Source organism: Tessaracoccus sp. (assembly GCF_016714275.1).
Lineage (GTDB): Bacteria > Actinomycetota > Actinomycetes > Propionibacteriales > Propionibacteriaceae > Arachnia.
This window is the reverse complement of record NZ_JADJNP010000006.1, coordinates 1-17,486: the sequence shown is the minus strand read 5'-3', so window position 1 is coordinate 17,486 and position 17,486 is coordinate 1. Positions and strand designations below refer to the sequence as shown.

Genomic DNA, 17,486 nt, shown 5'->3' with positions numbered 1-17,486 from the left:
CGCTCCTAGGAGACCGCGACGCCGCCGGAGAGGCGGATATCGTTCGACGACGCGCCGACGAGCAGGGTGACCTCGCCGGAGGCGGAGGCCCAGTCGTGGGCGTCGGCGTCGAAGTAGGACACTGCCCGGAGCGGCACCGCGATCTCGACGCGCTGCGAGGCGCCCGGGGCAAGCCGGACCTTCGAGAAGCCCGCGAGCTGGCGCTCCGGAGTCTTGACCGGGACCGGCAGTTCGCCGACGTAGACCTGGACGACCTCGGAGCCCTCCCGCTCTCCGGTGTTGGTCACCGTGACGGCGACGGTGGCGACGTCGTCGCCCTCGCCCTCGCTTACCTCGAGGTCCGCGTAACCGAACGTGGTGTAGCCCAGGCCGTGGCCGAAGTGATAGGCCGGGGCGGGGCCGTCCGCGGAGACCGCGCGATAGCCGACGAAGACGCCCTCGTCGTAGTACACGCTGCCGTCGACGCCCGGGTAGGTGCGCTTGTCTGCGGCGGGCGTGTCGTCGATGGAGGCGGGGATGGTTACCGGTAGGCGGCCGCCGGGCTCGGCGGCGCCGATCAGCACGCGGGCGAGCGCGTCGCCCTGGGCCTGGCCGGGGAACCACGCCTGTAGCAGCGCCGCCGGCTGACCATCCCACTTTGTGGTGTCGATGGGGCTGCCGGTCATCAGCACGAGCACCGTCGGCGTGCCGGTGGCGAGCACGGCCTTGACCATGTCGTCCTGGCCGCTCGGCAGGCCCATGTGCGGGCGGTCGTCGGCCTCGGCCTCGTAGGTGCGCACGACGACGACGGCGACGTCTGCGTCGCGCGCGAGCGCCGCGGCCTCCTCGACCTCGGGCGCGAACACGCCCTGCGGCGGGACCCAGCCCAGGCGGACGCGGGGGCCCAGCAGGAAGCCCTGCGACGGATCATCGGCCGCGTAGTCGAACTGGAAGTCATAGGCGTGGCCGGCCTCGAGCGTCAGGCTGATCCACTCCGTGGTCGTGGCGCCGTCGCCCCCGCCGCCGTTGAGGCCGCCGCTGCCCGCGAACCCGCTGCCCGCCATAGGTGCGACGGGGGCCGCGCCCTCCGGCTCGCGCTCGGTCTTCTCGGCGGCATAGGAGACGCCGTCGAGCGAGAACGAGTAGCTGCCCAGGTGGGTGATCGCGAAGTCGTAGACCCCGGTCACCGGAACCGTCAGCGTGCCGGTGAAGCGCATCGAGCACTGGCCGTTCAGCTCCCCGGGCAGGCGCTCGTAGCGCGGCGAGCTCGCGTTGAAGCCGGGGAAGTTGTGGAAGCCGAGGTTGAATTCGACCGGCGCCTCGTTGCGGACGAGGAACGGGTCGCCGTCGAGCGTGGTGTTGGTCCAAAACTCGCCGCGGAGCCCGCGCTCGCCGTCCGGGGTGCGGAAGAAGCTTGAGGGGATGGCGTCGGGGCCCGGGAGCAGGGCGCCGGGCGTCACCGGGTCGGAGCCGTACGCGAGGGCGATCTCGACGTCGTTGCCGAGCGCGTTGCGGAGGCCCTCGACGGGGGAGACGCCCTTGGTGCCGCGGACCATCGAGCTGCCGCCGCCCTGGGCGCCGACGCCGTCGACGTCGGGGCCAATCAGCGCGACCTTCCGAACGCCGGAGAGCGGGAGCACGCCGTCGTTGCGCAGCAGCACCATTCCCTCCTCGGCGATCCGCTGGGCGACGTCGTGGTGGCCGTCGACGTCGAACTCCTCAATGACGGCGAGGTTCTCGATCTGCCCCATGCCGACCAGAGGGCGCAGGATGTTGCGGACCTTCTCGTCGAGAACCGCCTCGGAGACCTCGCCGTTGTTCCAGGCGTGCCAGAGCTGTCCGCCCCAGTGGCCCTCGCCGGGCTGCTCCTGGTCGAGGCCCGCGTTCGCAGCCGTCGCGGTGGAATGGTTGGCACCGTAGTCGCTCATGATCCAGCCGCGGAAGCCGAAGCGGTCGCGCAGGATGTCGCGCAGCAGTGTGGCGTTGTCGCAGGCGAACTCGCCGTTGATGCGGTTGAAGGACGCCATCATGGAGGCGACCTCGCCCTCCTGGATCAGGGCCTCGAACGACGGCAGATATAGCTCGTGCATCGTGCGCTCGTCGATGACGGCGTTGACGCTGGAGCGGTGATCCTCCTGGTTGTTGATGGCGTAGTGCTTGGCGCAGGCCTGCACGCCGTGGGACTGGACGCCCTGGACGAAGGCGACGCCGATGCGCGAGGTCAGGACGGGATCCTCGCCGTAGGACTCGAAGGTGCGGCCGCCCACGGGCACGCGCGCGATGTCGACGGCGGGGCCGAGCGAGACGTTGTGGTCGGTGGCGTGGCACTCGGCGCCGATGATGCTGCCGTACTCATGCGCATTCTCGGGTCCCACGTCGCGGCGAGCGCGATGGGGGCCGGGAGCATTGTCGCGGTGCCGGCATGGACGTCGCCCTTGTTGATCCGCACGCCCGCGGGGCCGTCTGCCATCTGGATGGCGGGCAGGCCGAGACGCTCGAGCGCGCGGGCGTAGAAGCCGTAGTTCCAGTTGACCTCACCGGTGACGTAAGCGATCTTCTCGTCGATGGTCATCTGGCCGAGCAGGGCCTCCACGCGCTCCTCGGTCTCGGGGCCGGCCCATGAGGGAACGTGAGTGGAGTCGGGGGCTGCGGTGTCCGTCATGTGCACTCCAATGTGGCAGCAGGGGCGCGGATCGTCTTCGGCCGCGCGGGGTCGTGTCGGAGTATGCCTGTGAAAACCATAGGCCGTCAAAGTTTCGGCCCGGACGTCTCAGCGGGCGCGACAGAAAACCGAAGCACCTCAGGTTTTAGCGGTCCGGGTGTGCGAGGATGGAACTATGACCGCGCCCTACCAGGACTCCAGCCTGCCCGTCGCCCGACGCGTCGCCGACCTGCTTGGTCGGATGACCGTCGAGGAGAAGGTCGGGCAGATGATGCAGCTCGACGCACGGGAGAATCTGGACGATCAGGTTCTGCGCGTGCACGTCGGCTCCATTCTGCACACGTCGCCGGAGCGCGTGCTGCGGGCCCACGACCTGACCGAGCAGACGCGTCTGCGCATCCCCCTGATCGTGGGCGAGGACTGCATTCACGGCCACTCCTTCTGGGAGGGCGCCACGATCTTTCCGACGCAGCTCGGCATGGCCGCGTCGTGGGACGCGAAGCTCCTTCAGCGTGTCGCAAGGGCGACCGCCGTCGAGGCCGCGGCCACCGGCATTCACTGGACCTTCTCGCCCGTGCTCTGCATCGCGCGGGACCTCCGGTGGGGTCGTGTCGGCGAGACCTTCGGCGAGGATCCCATGCTGATCGGCGAACTCGCCTCCGCGATGGTCAAGGGCTACCAAGGCAAGGGCCTGACCGACGAGACGGCCATCCTCGCCACCGCGAAGCACTTCGCCGGTTACTCCGAGACCCAGGGCGGGCGCGACGCCAGCGAGGCCGACATCTCGCACCGCAAGCTCCGTTCCTGGTTCCTGCCGCCCTTCGAGCGCGTCGCTCGCGAGGGCTGCCGTACGTTCATGCTGGGCTATCAGACGATCGACGGCGTGCCGGTGACCATCAACGAATGGCTGCTCTCCGACGTCCCGCGCGGGGAGTGGGGTTACACCGGAACCTTGATCACCGACTGGGACAACGTCGGCCGCATGGTCTGGGAGCAGCAGGTGCAGCCCGACTATGCGCACGCCGCCGCCGCGGCCGTCAAGGCCGGCAACGACATGGTCATGACCACGCCTGGCTTCTTCCAGGGAGCGCTCGACGCGATCCTCGACGGGCTGCTGGAGGAGACGGACCTCGACGCCGCGGTCTCGCGAATCCTCACGGTGAAGTTCGAGCTCGGCCTGTTCGAGAACCCCCGCCGCCCCAATCAGGAACGCATCGAGACGGCCATCGGCTCGGCCGCGCACGCCCGGCTCAACATGGAGGCCGCGCGCCGTTCGCTGGTACTGCTCCGCAACGAGGAAGGGCTGCTGCCGCTGGCCGGCGGATACACGGCCGACCGCTCCGGCCGCGCGGCCGAAGGCGACCGGGCTCCGCGCCGCATCGCGGTCGTCGGCCCGCTCGCCGACGATGCCCAGACCCAGCTGGGCGACTGGGCCGGAGGCTCCGGTCAGGCCGGCTGGCTCGACGGCCAACCCCGCGACATGATCACCACCGTGCTCAACGGGATCCGCGCTCAGGTGCCCGCGAACTGGTCGGTGACCCACGCTCCCGGAGCCGAGATCCTCACGCATGGCGCGCACCCCGACGGCGACTACTTCCCGACGGCCAGCCGCGACCGCCGCCGGTCGCGCCGAGTGAACCGGACGCCGCCCTCATCGCCGATGCCGTGGCGGACGCGGACCGAGCCGACTACGTCGTCGCGGTGGTAGGCGACCGCATCGAACTCGTCGGAGAGGGCCGCTCCACTGCGACGCTCGACCTGATCGGCGGCCAGGTCGCGTTGTTGGACGCGCTTGCCGCAACCGGCACGCCGCTCATCGTGGTGCTGCTGGCGTCCAAGCCGCTCGTGCTTCCGCAATCGGCGCTCGAAGCCGGAGCGATCATCTGGGCGGCCAACCCGGGCATGCAGGGCGGCCGCGCGCTCGCCGAGCTGCTGCTGGGCCTGATCGAGCCGTCGGGGCGGCTGCCGATCTCCTTCGCGCGCCACGCCGGGCAGCAGCCCACCTACTACAACCAGATCCGCGGCCAGCACGGCGACCGCTATGCCGACCTCACGCAGGCGCCGGCGTTCGCCTTCGGCGAGGGTCTCTCCTACACCTGGGTCGAGTACTCGGACGTGCGCCTGGCCGAGGAGAGCGTCGCCGTCGACGGCGTGCTGCGCGCGAAGCTGACGCTGCACAACGTCGGGGAGCGCCCGGTGAGGGAGACCGTGCAGGCCTACGTCAGCGACCGGGTCACCTCGGTCAGCTGGGCGGACCAGGAGCTCAAGGGCTACCTGCAGGTCGACCTGGCTGCGGGGGAAGAGAAGCGCGTCGCGCTGGAGATTCCGGTGAGGGATCTCGCCATCGTGGACGCGAAGGGGGAGCGGGTCGTCGAGCCCGGCGCGTTCGAGCTGCGCCTCGGAAGGTCCAGCCGAGACCCGTGGACGCAACGCGTCGCATTCACGGTGAGGTGAGCGCTACCCGGTGCGAATGCGCGACGATGCCGTCCCAGAGGCGGCGTAGCTGCCCCGCCATGTCGATCGAGCGGTCGAGCAGCCACTGCTGCTGAAGGCCGTCGGCGGCCGCGACCAGGAGCGCACCCACCTCGTCGGGATCGGCGCCAGGGCCGACGACCCCCGTAGCTTGCGCGTCGCGCACCGCCTGAGCGATGTTGCGTCGGACCCAGTCATAGCGCTCAGTGAAGAATCCGTGAGCGGGGTGCAGCCCGATGCTGGCCTCTGCCGAGAACTCGATGTAGAGCTGCACAAGCCCCGGAACCTGCGTGTTGTGGTCGATCAGGGCAAGGAACCCCTCGATGTTGGGCTGCGGGTTCCAGAACTCGGCGGTGTCCCGTTCGTCTCGCGACCGCAAGAGCGCCATGTACAACTCCTCGCGGGAGCCGAAATAGTGCGCGAGCCCGGCCTGACTGAGCCCGGAACGGCGCGCGATCTCCCGGTTCGAGGCGCTGCGACACCCCATCTCCGCGACGACCTCAAGGGCGACGCGGAGGATCTCCTTCCGCTTCGCCTCCCCCTTGGCATACGGGCCGCGCGCACTCATGGTGATCACCCTGCTAAACCGCGAAACCGGACCGGAACTTGAGGAAACCACTGATCAGTGCTTGCCCAGAGTTCCAGCCCGGTCTCGCGACGGACTTACTTAACTTTTTTGATGGGTATGACTACCACTGCGCCGATCAGACATGCGACGGCACAGATCGTGAACCACACCGTAGTCGCCGCCGTCCGCCCGCCGGTCGCAGCCAGCACGATGCCGCCGATCATCGGGGCAAAGGTCTGCGGAGGGCGTTGGCGATGTTGAACACGCCTAGGTCCTTACCGGCGTCGTCGGGTTCGGGAGGACATCGACGACCAGCGCCAGGTCGACGCCGATGGACGCCCCAGGCCGCGCCCAGGAGGATCTCGAGGAGATAGTAGTGCGTCACGCTCTCGATGTGGATCAGCATGTAGGTGCCCAGAGCGAAGACGGCCGTCGAGATCCAGACGAAGACCTTGCGTCGGCCGAGGCGGTCCGACAACATGCCCGCGATCCACGCTGTGATCATCAACGCGGCGGTGTAGACCAGCGTCGTGTTGGCGATGAGGGCCGGGATCTCCGCGGTGGGGACGTTGAGATGGTGGCCCATGTACGCGAAGCGGAAGGTGGTGAACCCGAAGCTCGCGAAGGTGATCAGGAAGCGCGACCACCAGGCCATCGAGAAGTCGGGGTGCTTCGCCGGGTTCACCCAGAAGGTCTCCGCCCAGTCGCGCAGCGTCATGGCCGGCGGCTTCGCGGGCAGCACCTTGTCGGGCAGCACGAGGCAGAACACGATCGCGACCACGATGGCGATGACCGCGGGCAGGACGAACATCAGAATCAGGCTCGAGCCGAACCAGCTGGCGACGTAGACGCCGCCGACGATGCCAGCGTTCTGAGCGATGCCCAGCAGAGCCGTGACCTTGCCGCGCTGGAACCTCGGCACCTGGTCGGCGATGGTGGCGATGAAGGGCGCCAGCGCCATGTTCGCGCCGAGCTGTGCGATCGACCAGCCTCGCCATGGTCAAGGTCGCTCCGGCGGCCATGACGGCGAGACCGACCGTCATGATCACGGTGCCGACGAGGATCCAGGGACGACGGCGACGATCGCGCCTGCCTCCTGCAGCGCGGTGACCTTCACGCCGATGCCGACGATTGCCGGTCCCAGCGGGGCGATGAAGAAGAAGAACTGGAAGATGATGAGCCAGAGGGAATACTTCTTGTCCGCTGCCTCGGTCGGTTCTGGGAACGCGTGATCCGCCGCGGCCGCGCCCGCTGAGATGTGCGCCATGGTCGGGTGACTCCTTCGTCTGTTGAAGGGTGTCGCGCTGACGCCGTACTCGAGCGATGAGCCGGAGCGTCCGACAACCCCTAGTTCGCTGGAAACCCAGACCCGCTCAGGTTTCCTGAGGTGAAAACCTAGACTGCTATGGTTTCTCGCACAAGCGTTCTCACGAAAAAGTTGAGGGCGTGTCGCGCGACGAAGGAGTCCCACTGTGACCGATCCCCGTTCCTCGGACCGAATGCTCGCAGAGAGGGCATCGCTCACTCTCGAGGAGAAGGCGTCGCTGACGAGCGGCGCCGATTTCTGACCACGAAGGCGGTCGACCGCGTCGGCATCTCTTCGATGATGTTGACCGACGGCCCGCACGGGCTCCGCAAGCAGGGCGGTGCGACCGACCACCTGGGGCTCGCCGAGAGTGTCCCCGCCACCTGCTTCCCACCCGCCGTCGGGCTCAGCGCCAGCTGGATCCCGAGCTCGCGGAGCGCGTCGGCGAGGCCCTCGGCGTCGAGTCGGCCATCGAGGACGTCGCGGTGATCCTCGGCCCCGGCATCAACATCAAGCGCTCGCATGTGCGGACGCAACTTCGAGTACATGTCCGAGGATCCGGATCGTCTCAGGAGCGATGGGCACCGGCCTGGTCCGCGGCATCGAGTCGAAGGGGCGTCGGCTCGTCGCTGAAGCACTACGCCGCCAACAATCAGGAGACCGATCGCCTCCGGGTGTCCAGCGACGTCGACCCCCGCACCCTGCGCGAGATCTACCTGCGCGGGTTCCAGCGGGTGATCACCGACGCGCAGCCGTGGACCGTGATGTGCTCATACAACCGGCTCAACGGCGTGTACACCTCCGAGGATCCGTGGTTGCTCACCGACGTGCTGCGCGGGGAGTGGGGGTACGAGGGCCTCGTCGTGTCGGACTGGGGCGCCGTCAATGATCGCGTCGAGGGCGTGAAGGCAGGCATGGACCTCGAGATGCCGGGCAGCGGCGGTCGGACAGACACACAGGTCGTCGCTGCGGTGCGCGAGGGAAGGCTGGACGAGTCCGCGCTGGACACCGTCGTCGACCGCTTCCTCGACCTGGTGGCGAAGGCCAAGGCCCGCCCGAAGATCGACGGCCCGCTCGACGTCGATACGCACCACGCGCTCGCCCGCGAGGCGGCGGGCGCTCCATCGTCCTGTTGAAGAACGACGACGCCATCCTGCCGCTCGCGCGGGACGCGCGCGTCGCCGTGATCGGCGAGTTCGCCGAGGTCCCGCGGTTCCAGGGTGCAGGGTCGTCGAAGATCAACCCGACCCGGGTGGACACGGCGCTGGGCGAGATCCGCGCGCTCGCGGCGACCGACGTCGCCTATGCCGCAGGATTCTCGATCGACGGCGTGGGCGATGCGGCCGCGCTGCGCGACGAGGCCGTCACCGTCGCGGGCTCCGCTGACGTGGTCGTGGTCTTCCTCGGCGTGCCGGCCGTGGAGGAGTCCGGAAGGCTTCGACCGCACCCACATCGACCTGCCCGCGGCGCAGCTGGAGCTACTCGACGCGGTCGTCGCCGCGAACGCCAACGTCGTGGTGGTGCTGTCCAACGGCGGTGTCGTCGCGCTGCCGTTCGTCGAGAAGGTGCCCGCGATCCTCGAGGCATGGCTGCTCGGTCGGGCCGGGGCGGCGGCACGGCCGACGTACTGTACGGCGTCGTCAACCATCGGGTCGCCTCGCGGAGACCATCCCGCAGCGCCTCGAGGACACCCCGGCCTACGGCAACTTCCCGGCGCGAGCACGGCCACGTGCGCTACGGCGAGGGCCTGCTCGTCGGCTACCGCTGGTACGACGAGCGAGGCCTCGATGTCACCTATCCCTTCGGTCACGGCCTCTCCTACACGACGTTTGCGTATGGCGACGCCTCGGCCGAGGTCGCCGAGAACGGCGACGTCGTCGTGACGGTTCCTGTGACGAACACGGGATCGGTCGCGGGCCGCGAGGTCGTGCAGGCCTACACATCGCTGCCGGAATCCTCGGTGCAGCGGCCGCCGCGCGAGCTGAAGGCGTTCGCGAGCGTTCCATTGGAGGCCGGAGAGACCAAGGACGTCGTCCTGACGCTCCGCCGCCCGAGCTGACCTACTGGGACGTGCGGGTCGACCGCTGGATCCTCGAGGGCGGCGAGTACGTCGTCGAGGTGGGCGCATCCAGCCGCGACCTGCGCGCCCGGACGACAGTGACCTCGGGGGCGATGCCGTGGTGCTGCCGGTCTCGATGAACTCCTCGTTCGAGGAGCTGCTGAAGGACCCCGTCGTCGGCGCGGATCTCCAGGCGGCGATCGACGCGAAGTTCGGCGGGGACACCACCCTCATCACCGTTCTCGGCAACTTCCGTCGGCCGCCTGGATGGCTTCGCGCTGCCGCGGGCAGAAATTGAGGAGCTGGTCACCAGGGCGCAGCAGGGCTGAGCCCCAAACCGCTGGCGCGACGAGCCGGAGTGCGGATCGCCGCGGCCAGCGCCTCCCCCACGGACCATAGAGGCGCACGCCCTCGTGGGCGCGCGTCACGGCCGTGTACAGCAGCTCGCGGGTCAGTAGCGGCGACCCGGGCGGCGGAAGAACGACGGACACGCGGTCGAACTGGCTTCCCTGCGACTTGTGGATCGTCATCGCATGCAGATCCGCGGCGTCATCGAGCAGCGCGGGAGAGACCGTGAGGAGGCCGTCGGGACGGTCGACGGCCGCCAGCGGCGCGCCTCCGGGTCCGGCGACGACCACGGCGGTGTCACCGTTGCTGAACAGGTCGCTGTTGTGCTGGATGAGCAGCGGCTGACCGATGTAGGCGCGGCCATCGAAGCCGTAGGCGGGGAGCCTGCCCGCCAGCCAGCCGCGCACGGAGCGCGCCCAGTGCGACGCCGAACGGTCCTCGCGATGGCCGCACAGGATGCGGTGCCGGCCCAACCAGGCGTTTGCGCGCACACCGTCGCCGGCGAGCGCGTAGGCACGGACGCCCTCGGCGATGTCGAGCGCGTCAGCCTGACCGTGGCGAGCTGCGCGGGGTCCGTTTCGCCGTCGAAGCTGATCAGCTGGATCGCCGGACCCGTGTCGACGGCGGCGCGCGCCGCGGCCTCGTCGCCGGCGAGGATGGCGGACGCGAAGGCGTTGATCTGGGGTTGAGCGGTAGTTGTGCACCAGGTGGGCGATGGCGCCGCCCGGCGCGTGGACGAGGTCGTCGGCGGCCTCGATGTCGGCGAGGACCGCTCCGGCCTCGACAGACCTCAGCTGGTGCGGGTCTCCCAGCAGGATCAGGCGCGTCTCAGGGGAAAGGGCGCCGAGCAGCAGCGCCATCAGCTCCAGGGACACCATCGACGTTTCGTCGACAACCACGACGTCGAACGGCAGCGGATTGTCCGGCCCGAACTCCGTCTCCGCGGAGCGAGGCCGAAGCCCCAGCAGCTTGTGCAGGGTGCCCCCACGTCGGCCGCCAGCGCCCCGACAGTGGTGAGCAGCCGAGCGGTTGCCTTGCCTGTCGGCGCGCACAGCGCCACGCGCGGTGAAGACGGGGCAAGCGCGGTCAGGAGCTCGGTGACGATGGTGGTCTTGCCGGTGCCCGGGCCGCCGGTGATGACCGTGGTCGTGTGTGCGAGGGCCGCGGTGACCGCCGCGCGCTGGTGGTCGTCGAACTGCGTGGGCAGCTCGGGGAGAGGGAGGGGTTCACCGGGCGCCGCGTCGCTGCGGACGCGAAGCAGGTGGGCAAGCCGACGCTCCTGCCCCTCCAGTACCGGTCGAGATACAGCAGCGATCCGTCCAGCCGGAAGGCACGCCCTCCCCGTCGGGTCCCGCGACCGCGGGAGACGCCGCCACAGCCGCGAGCCACGCCGACGGTTCCGGCCAGGCGAGGGCGGCGACGTCCACGTCGTCCTCGCCGTCGAGCTCGGGGCGGAGCTCGGCGGCGGCGGTCGCGAGGTCGACGCAGACAGATCCCAGCCGCAGCTCGCGCACCGCGAGCGCGAACGCGAGATGGACGGTGGGGTTCGCCTCGCCCGCGAGGTCACCAACGCGGCGCGCGAGGTGGAAGTCGACGAGGCTCAGCAGGTTCGCGTCGCAGAACGCGGCGAGGACGCCAGTGGCGGCGATGGGGCGCTCACGCACGACGGCCTCCCAGGAGCTCGGATGCGGCGACAGTGAGGCCTGCGGGGCGGAACCAGCCGAAGATGCCGCAGCTGGTGCCGTCGACGATCGGGGTGGCCGCCCCCGCCATACCGCGGACGAACAGGTAGCCGACACCGCCCAGGTGCCGCGCCGGATCGTAGCCGAGGAGTCGGCTGCCGAGGAAGCGGTGCAGTGCCACGCAGTACAGCATCGCCTGCAGCGGATAGTGCGCTGCCATCATGGCCTCGGCCATCGGAGACGGCGCGTAGTGGGCGAGCGTCAGGTCGTCGGCCGCGCTGGGGCCAGGCGGTTGGTCTTGTAGTCCACGACGACGTAGCGCTCGTCCGGTAGCCGGAGGACCGCATCGATCGAGCCGGTCAAGAAGCCGTTGAGGACGGCGTCGGCGGCCTCGACGCGCGCAGCCTCGCCGGGTAGGGCGCGAGCAGGTCGTCGGCGGCAGCCAGGCGGCCATCAGGTCGGCGAGGTCGGTGAGTGTCGCCGGGGCACCGGCGTCGGCGAGGGGAGGTCGAAGTCGAGTTCCGGAGCCGGTCGGTCACAGGCAGGTCGGTCAGGGCGAGGTCGGAGACCGGGAGCAGCGGCGTGCGGCAGACGTCGACGAGTGCGGCGGCGAGTTGAGCGGCCTCGGACTTCGTGAGACCGAGCTCAGGCGCAAGCTCGGCGACCAGCACGGGTGCCTGCGCCTCCACGGCGTCCGGCGCCCAGTCGAGACGTTCGAGCACGGCGTGGACGAGGGTGCCAAAGCCCGCGCCCGCAGGGAGATCCGCCATCGGGGAGCTGCGGTCGAGTCCAGAAATACGCGCCGACCTTTCGACATGGACCCGCGCTTCGCGCCGGGAGTCTCGGGTTCCAAGGACCGACACCGGATCGACCAGCGGCGTGTCGAAACCGAGGGACTCCGGCTCGTCGGCGACCGTTCCCGCGGGGGCGTCGTGGAGCCCGGCGGTCAGGCCCGAGTAGGAGGTTCGGCGCCACGTCTGGTCGATGATGCGGTCGAACGCCTCGGCCCTCATCTCCGGAGGCGCCTGCCCCTGCGGGCCGGCCCACGGGGCAGGCGGGGCGCGTCGGCGAACCGCGAGTTCTGCACAAGGCCCGACGGCCAGGTCAGCGTCGAGTAGGGCCGCTTCGGCTTCCAGCCGCGGCGAGCAAGCAGGTGCGTGAGTGGGCTGCGCGTCGTGGTGTTGTTGGCGCGGTCGACGTGCCAGGCGATGGCCAGGTGCTTCGCCCGGGTGAAGCCGACATAGAGCAGCCGCAGCTCCTCGGCGAGCGACTGCTGATCCAGGTCCTTCGTCACGTCGTCGCGCCAGTCCGGCGGGGGGGCCGATGTAGAGGTGGCGGCGACCCTCCTCAATCAGGGTGAATGGCCGCGACCGCCGCGGCGCGGTGCCGTCGGTCTCGGGCAACAGCACGATGGGGAACCTGCCCTTCGCGGCGTGCATGGTCATCACGCGGATGGATGGCGCGTCCGTCGCCACGCGGATGGCATCGTCGTCGTCCGGGCCGGAGGCGCGCTCCGTGAGCAGCGCCGTCAACGCGCTGAGGGAGCCGCCCGGGCGTCGAGGAGCTCGGCCAGGTGCGCGGTGTCTGCGAGGAGGCGGTCGCCGTCGGGCTTGCTCAGCAGCCGCTCCTCGGGCGCTCGGCGGCGCGGAGATGGGTGAGCACCGCCCCGGCGCCGCCCTTTGCCGAAGGCTACGGCGAGCCCCGGAGCAGGGTGCTGACGCGCGCAGGCTCGGGGCCGCCGTCGTGCAGGAGCGTGGCGAACTCGGAGCCGATCAGCGGTGGTCAGCGAGGCCAGGCGGATGTTCGCCTGGCGGGGGTCGGCCAGCGCTGTCAACAGCGTCAGCCAGTGCGTGGCCGCCGGCTGTCGCCAGACGGCCTGGCTGCTGGTCAGCACCGCCGGCAGGCCGGCTCTGGTGAGAGCAGCGCGCAACTGCTGGGCCCGGCGCCCCGTGCGCATGAGGACCGCGATATCGCTGAGCTTCACTTCGTGGGCGAGCAGCAGCTGGATCTGCAGGATGACGTCCTTCGCTATGGCCTCATCTGCCGACCCGCTGAGGCCGCTGCAGCGCCGCAGCCACACACGGCGCTTCCGGGCACGTCCAGCCGTGCGGTCTCGTGCTTCGCCCCGACAGGCCCGATGACCACCTCGTCCGCACCCATGGTCACGCCCGAGAACAGATCGACGATGCCCTGCACCAGCGGGCCGTCCGAGCGATGGTTGGTGCCGAGCGTCGACACGGTCGCCGCGCGCCGCGCTGCCAGATAGTTGTTCAGGTCCGCGCCGCGGAAGCCGTAAATGGACTGCTTCGATCGCCGATCAGGACCGTGGGACGGCCGGCGCGACGAATGCGTTCTCGATGATCTCCCATTGGTCCGGATCGGTGTCCTGAACTCGTCCACGAGGACAACGGGGAAACGCTCGCGCAGCCGGGAGCGGACCAGGTCGCGGATGGACTTGTCGGCGAGCGCGCGGCGCAGGCGCGTGGTGATGTCGTCGAACGTGCAGAGCCCTTCCGTGCGCTTCCTGCGCTCGTACACGTCGCGCACTGAGGCGGCGAACTCGTGATGGGGCCGTCGTCGGCAGGAGCGGCAACGTGGTGGTGGCTGCGGCGATGCCGATGTGAAGGCCCTGCCGCGGGGAAAGCGGCGGATCGGCCTGGGCACGGGAACAGACGAAGGTACGTGTCTGCGGCGCACTCGCGGGCCAGGCACTCCGGGTCCGGCCCGACGGTCTCTGTGGGGTCCCAGTCGCCGAGGACGCCGAGCCGCGCAGCATCGTCTGGCAGAACCCGTGTGTGGTGTCGATGGTCGCCTCGGTGAAGCGGGCGATGGCGTCGGCGAGTCGGGCGCGGGCGCCGTCGACGCCGGATAGCAGGTCGACGATGGGGTCCGGCTCGGGGAGGGCTCGCCGGCGGCGACGAGATCGAGGCCGCGCAGCGTCTCGCGGAGGCGGGCCGAACACGCGGCTGCGTAGCTCGCCCGCGGCGTGGTTTCCGAAGGTGATCAGGAGGAGATCCGAGACGTCGAACGCAGCCTCCGCGAGGTAACGCGTGGTCAGCGCGGCGATCGCGTAGGTCTTGCCGGTGCCTGCGCTGGCCTCGGGCAGCGTCGTCTCCGTCGGCAGCGGACCCGCAAGGTCGAAATCACTCATCGGCGACCCCGCATGTTCCTGCACAGCGCGAGCGCCCAGGCCTCGAAGGCCGACGTGCCCTGTGGGTCCTCGGCGAGCGGGGCATCGACGAAGAGTTCGTTCAGGTCGTCGTCGAAGAACAGGCGCCACGAGTCCTCCATGCCGGGCCACACCCTGGTCGTCCAGTCGGTGGGTCCGGTCCAGTCTGCCTGCCGGAAGGTCCCGGCGGCCTGGGCATCGGCGTAGGCGATCGCGGGTGAGGGGCACGGGCAGCAGGCGGTGCTGCCCGAGCGCGTAGGCGCGCATGACCGCCGACAGCCGTGCCCGTGCCGCCCTCACGGTCCGGCCCGCCGACGCCGGTGGCCAATACCTGGTCTTCATAGGTGTTGGGAGCCTCCCGAAGCGCACCGCGCGCCCGGTGGTGGGCAGGCCCAACGCGGTTAGCGCCAGCGCCTCAAGCCAGGGCCGCACGAGTCTGCTCGCTCCTGCTCGCGGTGACGGTCAAGGCTTCGCCGCCGCGGCAGCGCACGGAGTCGACGACGCGTACCCGGCCGAGGGGCGGGATGTCCACCTCGATGTCGACGGCGTGGTCCGTGATCGGACGCTGCTACCGCGGCCCCGCCTCGTTCCACAGGCGGACGGCGTCGGCCTTCGCCTCGTCGAACGCGACCTTGCCGAGGAGCCCGGCGGTAGTTCCTCGCGACTCTGGAAGCGGTCGATCACCGACCGCAGCGTCGCACCCGACCGCAGCGAGCCCACCAGCGCCGTGACCACCTTCCATTTCTCCAGTCCGACCAGGTCGAGCGGTAGCTCGTCCCGCACAGCCGCCGACTGGTAGAGCGGGATACCGGCCACCGAGCGGAGAAACGCCTGGCAGGGTCGGCGAGGAAGCGCTCCAGCTGCGTAAGGGTCACCTGCGCCGGGACCGCACCGACGGGCGGCGCTCTGCCCGGTCGCGCCGCCGGGCGATTCTGGCGACCGTGCCGCCGGCGCCGCGCCGAGCCTGGCGGCCCACGGAGCGCCTGCGTGTCGAAGCTTGCGGGCTTGATGAAGTTGGCGTCTGCCGTCGCTGTCGACGGATGCGTCCGCACGTCGGCCTCGACGCCTAGCCGTTCAACCAGCCAGTCGATGGCCGCGGGCGGCGCGACCTCGTCGTTGGTATGCGAGCTGAACCGGCTGCCGCACCACGAGCAGCTTCTGCGCGGCGGCGGCGTGGGCGAATAGCTGGGCCTGACGCCGCGCGCGCTCGTCCGGTGCGGCCTCCCAGGTCGACGGCGCCGGCGACGGAGCCGCCGCGGCCGCGGGGACCGCGTCGTCGGTGACGTGCCGAGCAAGGCGACGAGGCGGAACCCCACGTGCGGCAGCTCGCCGAGCCGGGCCAGCCACCAGCGACCCGTTACCTGTGTCGACCATGGAGCCGAGGCGGCGCCCCGCGTCGGCGAGGAGGGTGCGCGAACTCGTGCCGCGTGAGGGTCGTCTGCCGCTCAGGTGGTCGCGCGCTGCAGCCCGGCCAGCAACCGCGTCAGGCCGAACAGCTGCCACTGGTCGCCCCAGCCCACCCCGACGAGGTCGGTCAGCAGCCCGCGGGTGGCGCCGCCCACTCGGGCACGGTCGCGGGTGCTGCGGAGGTCGCGCTCCAGCCGACGGATTCCGCTCAGTACTTGAGTGCGCCCACGGTCGAGAGATCGGACGAGCCGACGGCGTCGGTTCCCGTCAGGCCGAGGCCAGAATCGGTGGTGGCGAGGACGGCCAGGCCGACCAGCAGCCGGTCGAGCCCGCGCATCCACGTGTTTCGTGCGACGTCGCCCAGATCGGAAGGAGGCGCGGTGCCGGGCGTCGCCCCCATCGGATGCCCGCGGCGGCGATGGATTCGGTCACCGTCTGCGGTCCGCGAAGCCCCACCGATGCGCGAGCGGTGGGCTGGTGAGGAGTTCGAGCAGCCCGCTGGAGGTGGCGCGCCCGTCGCCGAGCCGCAGCGCCACCACGGCGTCGAGGACGTCGTTCGTGTCCTGGCCCTCCGACCGGCCGTGCGTGTACGCGAGCGTCCGGCCTGCGTGCGCCGGCGAGCGAACGCGGCGTCCAGGAGGTGGCGTAGCGTGCTGGCCGTGGGCACACGATCAGGACGTCGCGCGGCTCCAAGGTCTCGTCCGCGACGAAGGCCCGGGTCAGCTCGTCGCGGAGCACCTGACCCGTCGCGCGGGCCACGCGAGTCGTGGATCGCGACCGCGGCGGGGAGGAGGAGCTGAAGGGCGTCGTGGACGCTACCTCAGCGGTTCTACCCAACCGGCGCCGGGCGCCGACCGGTTGCAGCGCCACGAGGCCGACACCTCGGCCAGGGCCTGCAGTAGCGTCCGGTCGCCCGCGGTCACCTCGTCCACACGCGAACACCAGCGGGCAGCCGTCAAGCGCCGAGCGGCGTCGGCGAGGGCGGGAGCGTCTCCGTGGGTCGACCTCGAGCGCGAGCGCCGTGCCCCCTGACCAGTTCCGGCTGCTGAGGCGAGGTGCTCGGGCAGGTCGACGCCGCCAGGTCCGTCGTCCGCGCCATCGAGCCAGGTGGTCTGAGCAGGTCCGGTGCGTGGTCGATACCAGCGCTGGAGGCGCGCAGACGGGTGGAGACGGCGCGGCGGCGCCCACCCGGGCGCTTCGGGGTGGCTGCATGCGCCAGCGCGGGGAACTCCTCAGCGAGCGCGCCGACCGCTTCCCAGGTGGCGAGATCGAGCGTGCCCCGCCAGTGGAGAGCGCGTCTGACGCCCGCGCTGTCGGCAAGCTCCCGGCGGGGCCGCGCAGCGTCACGTAGGAGATGCCCTCCGAGATGCCCCGTTGGGCGACCTCCTGGCTGACGACGCGGGCCGGTGGCACGCGAGGATACGATCACCCGGCCGCGCGTGAACGGGTCGGTGCAGCGTGCGGAGGTCGGCGAGTTCGTCGAGCAGGGCCGACCAGTGGTGGGCGAGTATCACATCAAGCGCCATGTCCGATCACCTCCTCCGACGTCGGGGCAACTTATCTGCCCTTCAGACAAAAAACCTCCCGGCCGGTGGTTCGGGTTTAATGGTGGCGCTCGCCGCCAATGGCGGGCGGAGTAGCTGATCCTGATGCGCTGACCCCGAGCAGCGGAGGTCGCGACGTTGTTGGATGCGCCTGTCGTCGTGCTCGCGGGCGCGGGCACGGGCAAGACGAGGGCGATCGAGCGCACCGGTGGCCTACGCAGGCCACCGGGCGTTATCAAGCCCCGCGACTCTCGTTGTCACGTTCACCACCCGCGCTGCAGGAGAGATGC

General features: G+C 70.4%; 23 protein-coding genes and 3 pseudogenes. 10 read left to right on the top strand and 16 right to left on the bottom strand.

Annotated elements, in window-relative coordinates; genetic code table 11:
- Positions 1-5 precede the first annotated feature (5 nt).
- Entirely contained in the window at positions 6-2,354 is a 2,349-nt protein-coding gene (locus IPJ61_RS18475; protein ID WP_297111263.1) for a beta-glucosidase, read from the bottom strand.
- A gap of 462 nt (positions 2,355-2,816) precedes the next feature.
- Between IPJ61_RS18475 and IPJ61_RS18470 the strand changes: the two genes are divergently transcribed.
- The 3 genes and pseudogenes from IPJ61_RS18470 (at position 2,817) to IPJ61_RS18460 (ending at position 5,095) form a co-directional block, all read left to right on the top strand.
- Positions 2,817-4,349 (top strand): glycoside hydrolase family 3 protein, encoded by a 1,533-nt coding sequence (locus IPJ61_RS18470; protein ID WP_366505899.1) that lies wholly within the window; start codon positions 2,817-2,819, stop codon positions 4,347-4,349.
- Positions 4,238-4,675 (top strand): annotated as a pseudogene (locus IPJ61_RS18465) (glycoside hydrolase family 3 protein); the annotation flags it as partial. The gene IPJ61_RS18470 and the pseudogene IPJ61_RS18465, both read left to right, overlap by 112 nt.
- Positions 4,676-4,756: 81 nt before the next feature.
- The gene (locus IPJ61_RS18460; RefSeq protein WP_297106442.1) at positions 4,757-5,095 is read left to right on the top strand and encodes a fibronectin type III-like domain-contianing protein; all 339 of its coding nucleotides are present in this window, start codon (positions 4,757-4,759) and stop codon (positions 5,093-5,095) included.
- Here IPJ61_RS18460 and IPJ61_RS18455 read toward each other — a convergent pair.
- The 3 genes from IPJ61_RS18455 to IPJ61_RS18445 all read right to left on the bottom strand — a co-directional run bounded on the left by IPJ61_RS18455 (position 5,082) and on the right by IPJ61_RS18445 (position 6,948).
- Positions 5,082-5,681 carry a TetR/AcrR family transcriptional regulator gene (locus IPJ61_RS18455; RefSeq protein ID WP_297111260.1) on the bottom strand — a complete coding sequence of 200 codons (600 nt, stop codon included), beginning with the start codon at positions 5,679-5,681 and terminating at the stop codon, positions 5,082-5,084. The genes IPJ61_RS18460 and IPJ61_RS18455 overlap by 14 nt on opposite strands.
- Positions 5,682-5,901: 220 nt before the next feature.
- The gene (locus IPJ61_RS18450) at positions 5,902-6,642 is read right to left on the bottom strand and encodes an MFS transporter (protein ID WP_297111258.1); all 741 of its coding nucleotides are present in this window, start codon (positions 6,640-6,642) and stop codon (positions 5,902-5,904) included.
- A gap of 84 nt (positions 6,643-6,726) precedes the next feature.
- On the bottom strand, positions 6,727-6,948 hold the full coding sequence (locus IPJ61_RS18445) for a hypothetical protein (RefSeq protein ID WP_297111256.1): 222 nt from the start codon (positions 6,946-6,948) through the stop codon (positions 6,727-6,729).
- A gap of 293 nt (positions 6,949-7,241) precedes the next feature.
- Between IPJ61_RS18445 and IPJ61_RS18440 the strand changes: the two genes are divergently transcribed.
- The 5 genes and pseudogenes from IPJ61_RS18440 to IPJ61_RS18420 all read left to right on the top strand — a co-directional run bounded on the left by IPJ61_RS18440 (position 7,242) and on the right by IPJ61_RS18420 (position 9,186).
- Positions 7,242-8,123: a glycoside hydrolase family 3 protein gene (locus IPJ61_RS18440; RefSeq protein ID WP_366505907.1), complete on the top strand. Its 882-nt coding sequence runs from the start codon at positions 7,242-7,244 to the stop codon at positions 8,121-8,123.
- Between the two features lie 47 nt (positions 8,124-8,170).
- Positions 8,171-8,353: pseudogene (locus tag IPJ61_RS18435) on the top strand (glycoside hydrolase family 3 C-terminal domain-containing protein); the annotation flags it as partial.
- Positions 8,292-8,870, top strand: a complete 579-nt coding sequence (locus IPJ61_RS18430; RefSeq protein ID WP_366505905.1) for a glycoside hydrolase family 3 C-terminal domain-containing protein — start codon at positions 8,292-8,294, stop codon at positions 8,868-8,870. The pseudogene IPJ61_RS18435 and the gene IPJ61_RS18430, both read left to right, overlap by 62 nt.
- Positions 8,867-9,046, top strand: a complete 180-nt coding sequence (locus IPJ61_RS18425) for a fibronectin type III-like domain-contianing protein (protein WP_297111310.1) — start codon at positions 8,867-8,869, stop codon at positions 9,044-9,046. The genes IPJ61_RS18430 and IPJ61_RS18425 overlap by 4 nt, the downstream gene beginning before the upstream one ends.
- Positions 9,047-9,057: 11 nt before the next feature.
- The gene (locus tag IPJ61_RS18420; RefSeq protein ID WP_297111253.1) at positions 9,058-9,186 is read left to right on the top strand and encodes a hypothetical protein; all 129 of its coding nucleotides are present in this window, start codon (positions 9,058-9,060) and stop codon (positions 9,184-9,186) included.
- 93 nt (positions 9,187-9,279) lie between these two features.
- On the opposite strand, the gene IPJ61_RS18415 is transcribed toward IPJ61_RS18420, so the two are convergent.
- The 11 genes and pseudogenes from IPJ61_RS18415 to IPJ61_RS22400 form a co-directional block, all read right to left on the bottom strand.
- Complete coding sequence (locus IPJ61_RS18415; RefSeq protein WP_297111307.1) at positions 9,280-10,359, bottom strand: ATP-binding domain-containing protein; 1,080 nt, start codon at positions 10,357-10,359, stop codon at positions 9,280-9,282.
- Positions 10,254-10,532, bottom strand: a complete 279-nt coding sequence (locus IPJ61_RS18410) for an AAA family ATPase (RefSeq protein WP_297111304.1) — start codon at positions 10,530-10,532, stop codon at positions 10,254-10,256. Before IPJ61_RS18410 ends, IPJ61_RS18415 begins: the two co-directional genes overlap by 106 nt.
- Positions 10,533-10,620: 88 nt before the next feature.
- On the bottom strand, positions 10,621-11,058 hold the full coding sequence (locus tag IPJ61_RS18405) for a hypothetical protein (protein WP_297111329.1): 438 nt from the start codon (positions 11,056-11,058) through the stop codon (positions 10,621-10,623).
- Positions 11,051-11,311, bottom strand: coding sequence for a hypothetical protein (locus tag IPJ61_RS18400; RefSeq protein ID WP_459251315.1), 261 nt, complete (start codon positions 11,309-11,311; stop codon positions 11,051-11,053). The genes IPJ61_RS18405 and IPJ61_RS18400 overlap by 8 nt, the downstream gene beginning before the upstream one ends.
- Positions 11,312-11,435: 124 nt before the next feature.
- Positions 11,436-12,089, bottom strand: a complete 654-nt coding sequence (locus IPJ61_RS18395; protein WP_297111250.1) for a PDDEXK family nuclease — start codon at positions 12,087-12,089, stop codon at positions 11,436-11,438.
- Positions 12,086-12,370 carry a hypothetical protein gene (locus IPJ61_RS18390; RefSeq protein ID WP_297111246.1) on the bottom strand — a complete coding sequence of 95 codons (285 nt, stop codon included), beginning with the start codon at positions 12,368-12,370 and terminating at the stop codon, positions 12,086-12,088. The genes IPJ61_RS18395 and IPJ61_RS18390 overlap by 4 nt, the downstream gene beginning before the upstream one ends.
- 234 nt (positions 12,371-12,604) lie before the next feature.
- Positions 12,605-13,156: a 3'-5' exonuclease gene (locus IPJ61_RS18385; RefSeq protein WP_297111243.1), complete on the bottom strand. Its 552-nt coding sequence runs from the start codon at positions 13,154-13,156 to the stop codon at positions 12,605-12,607.
- A complete protein-coding gene (locus IPJ61_RS18380; protein ID WP_297111240.1) occupies positions 13,105-13,740 on the bottom strand; it encodes a UvrD-helicase domain-containing protein in 636 nt (211 codons plus the stop codon). The genes IPJ61_RS18385 and IPJ61_RS18380 overlap by 52 nt, the downstream gene beginning before the upstream one ends.
- A 94-nt stretch (positions 13,741-13,834) precedes the next feature.
- Positions 13,835-14,227, bottom strand: a pseudogene (locus tag IPJ61_RS22405) (UvrD-helicase domain-containing protein); the annotation flags it as partial.
- On the bottom strand, positions 14,224-14,367 hold the full coding sequence (locus IPJ61_RS18375; protein ID WP_297111237.1) for a hypothetical protein: 144 nt from the start codon (positions 14,365-14,367) through the stop codon (positions 14,224-14,226). The pseudogene IPJ61_RS22405 and the gene IPJ61_RS18375, both read right to left, overlap by 4 nt.
- 340 nt (positions 14,368-14,707) lie before the next feature.
- Positions 14,708-15,061, bottom strand: a complete 354-nt coding sequence (locus tag IPJ61_RS22400; protein WP_366505894.1) for a hypothetical protein — start codon at positions 15,059-15,061, stop codon at positions 14,708-14,710.
- A gap of 171 nt (positions 15,062-15,232) precedes the next feature.
- Between IPJ61_RS22400 and IPJ61_RS18365 the strand changes: the two genes are divergently transcribed.
- Positions 15,233-15,430 (top strand): hypothetical protein, encoded by a 198-nt coding sequence (locus IPJ61_RS18365; protein WP_297111230.1) that lies wholly within the window; start codon positions 15,233-15,235, stop codon positions 15,428-15,430.
- A gap of 430 nt (positions 15,431-15,860) precedes the next feature.
- On the opposite strand, the gene IPJ61_RS18360 is transcribed toward IPJ61_RS18365, so the two are convergent.
- Positions 15,861-16,052, bottom strand: a complete 192-nt coding sequence (locus IPJ61_RS18360; RefSeq protein WP_297111227.1) for a hypothetical protein — start codon at positions 16,050-16,052, stop codon at positions 15,861-15,863.
- A 729-nt stretch (positions 16,053-16,781) separates the two neighbouring features.
- Between IPJ61_RS18360 and IPJ61_RS18355 the strand changes: the two genes are divergently transcribed.
- On the top strand, positions 16,782-17,003 hold the full coding sequence (locus IPJ61_RS18355; RefSeq protein ID WP_297111224.1) for a hypothetical protein: 222 nt from the start codon (positions 16,782-16,784) through the stop codon (positions 17,001-17,003).
- Positions 17,004-17,486: the final 483 nt, after the last annotated feature.

Coding starts and splice junctions, on each gene's coding strand:
- IPJ61_RS18470 (WP_366505899.1), top strand. CDS start 2,817: ATGACCGCGCCCTACCAGGACTCCAGCCTGCCCGTCGCCCGACGCGTC.
- IPJ61_RS18455 (WP_297111260.1), bottom strand. CDS start 5,681: ATGAGTGCGCGCGGCCCGTATGCCAAGGGGGAGGCGAAGCGGAAGGAG.
- IPJ61_RS18450 (WP_297111258.1), bottom strand. CDS start 6,642: ATGGCGCTGGCGCCCTTCATCGCCACCATCGCCGACCAGGTGCCGAGG.
- IPJ61_RS18445 (WP_297111256.1), bottom strand. CDS start 6,948: ATGGCGCACATCTCAGCGGGCGCGGCCGCGGCGGATCACGCGTTCCCA.
- IPJ61_RS18430 (WP_366505905.1), top strand. CDS start 8,292: ATGCCGCAGGATTCTCGATCGACGGCGTGGGCGATGCGGCCGCGCTGC.
- IPJ61_RS18400 (WP_459251315.1), bottom strand. CDS start 11,311: ATGGCCGAGGCCATGATGGCAGCGCACTATCCGCTGCAGGCGATGCTG.
- IPJ61_RS18395 (WP_297111250.1), bottom strand. CDS start 12,089: ATGAGGGCCGAGGCGTTCGACCGCATCATCGACCAGACGTGGCGCCGA.
- IPJ61_RS18375 (WP_297111237.1), bottom strand. CDS start 14,367: ATGGAGGACTCGTGGCGCCTGTTCTTCGACGACGACCTGAACGAACTC.
- IPJ61_RS18360 (WP_297111227.1), bottom strand. CDS start 16,052: ATGGGGGCGACGCCCGGCACCGCGCCTCCTTCCGATCTGGGCGACGTC.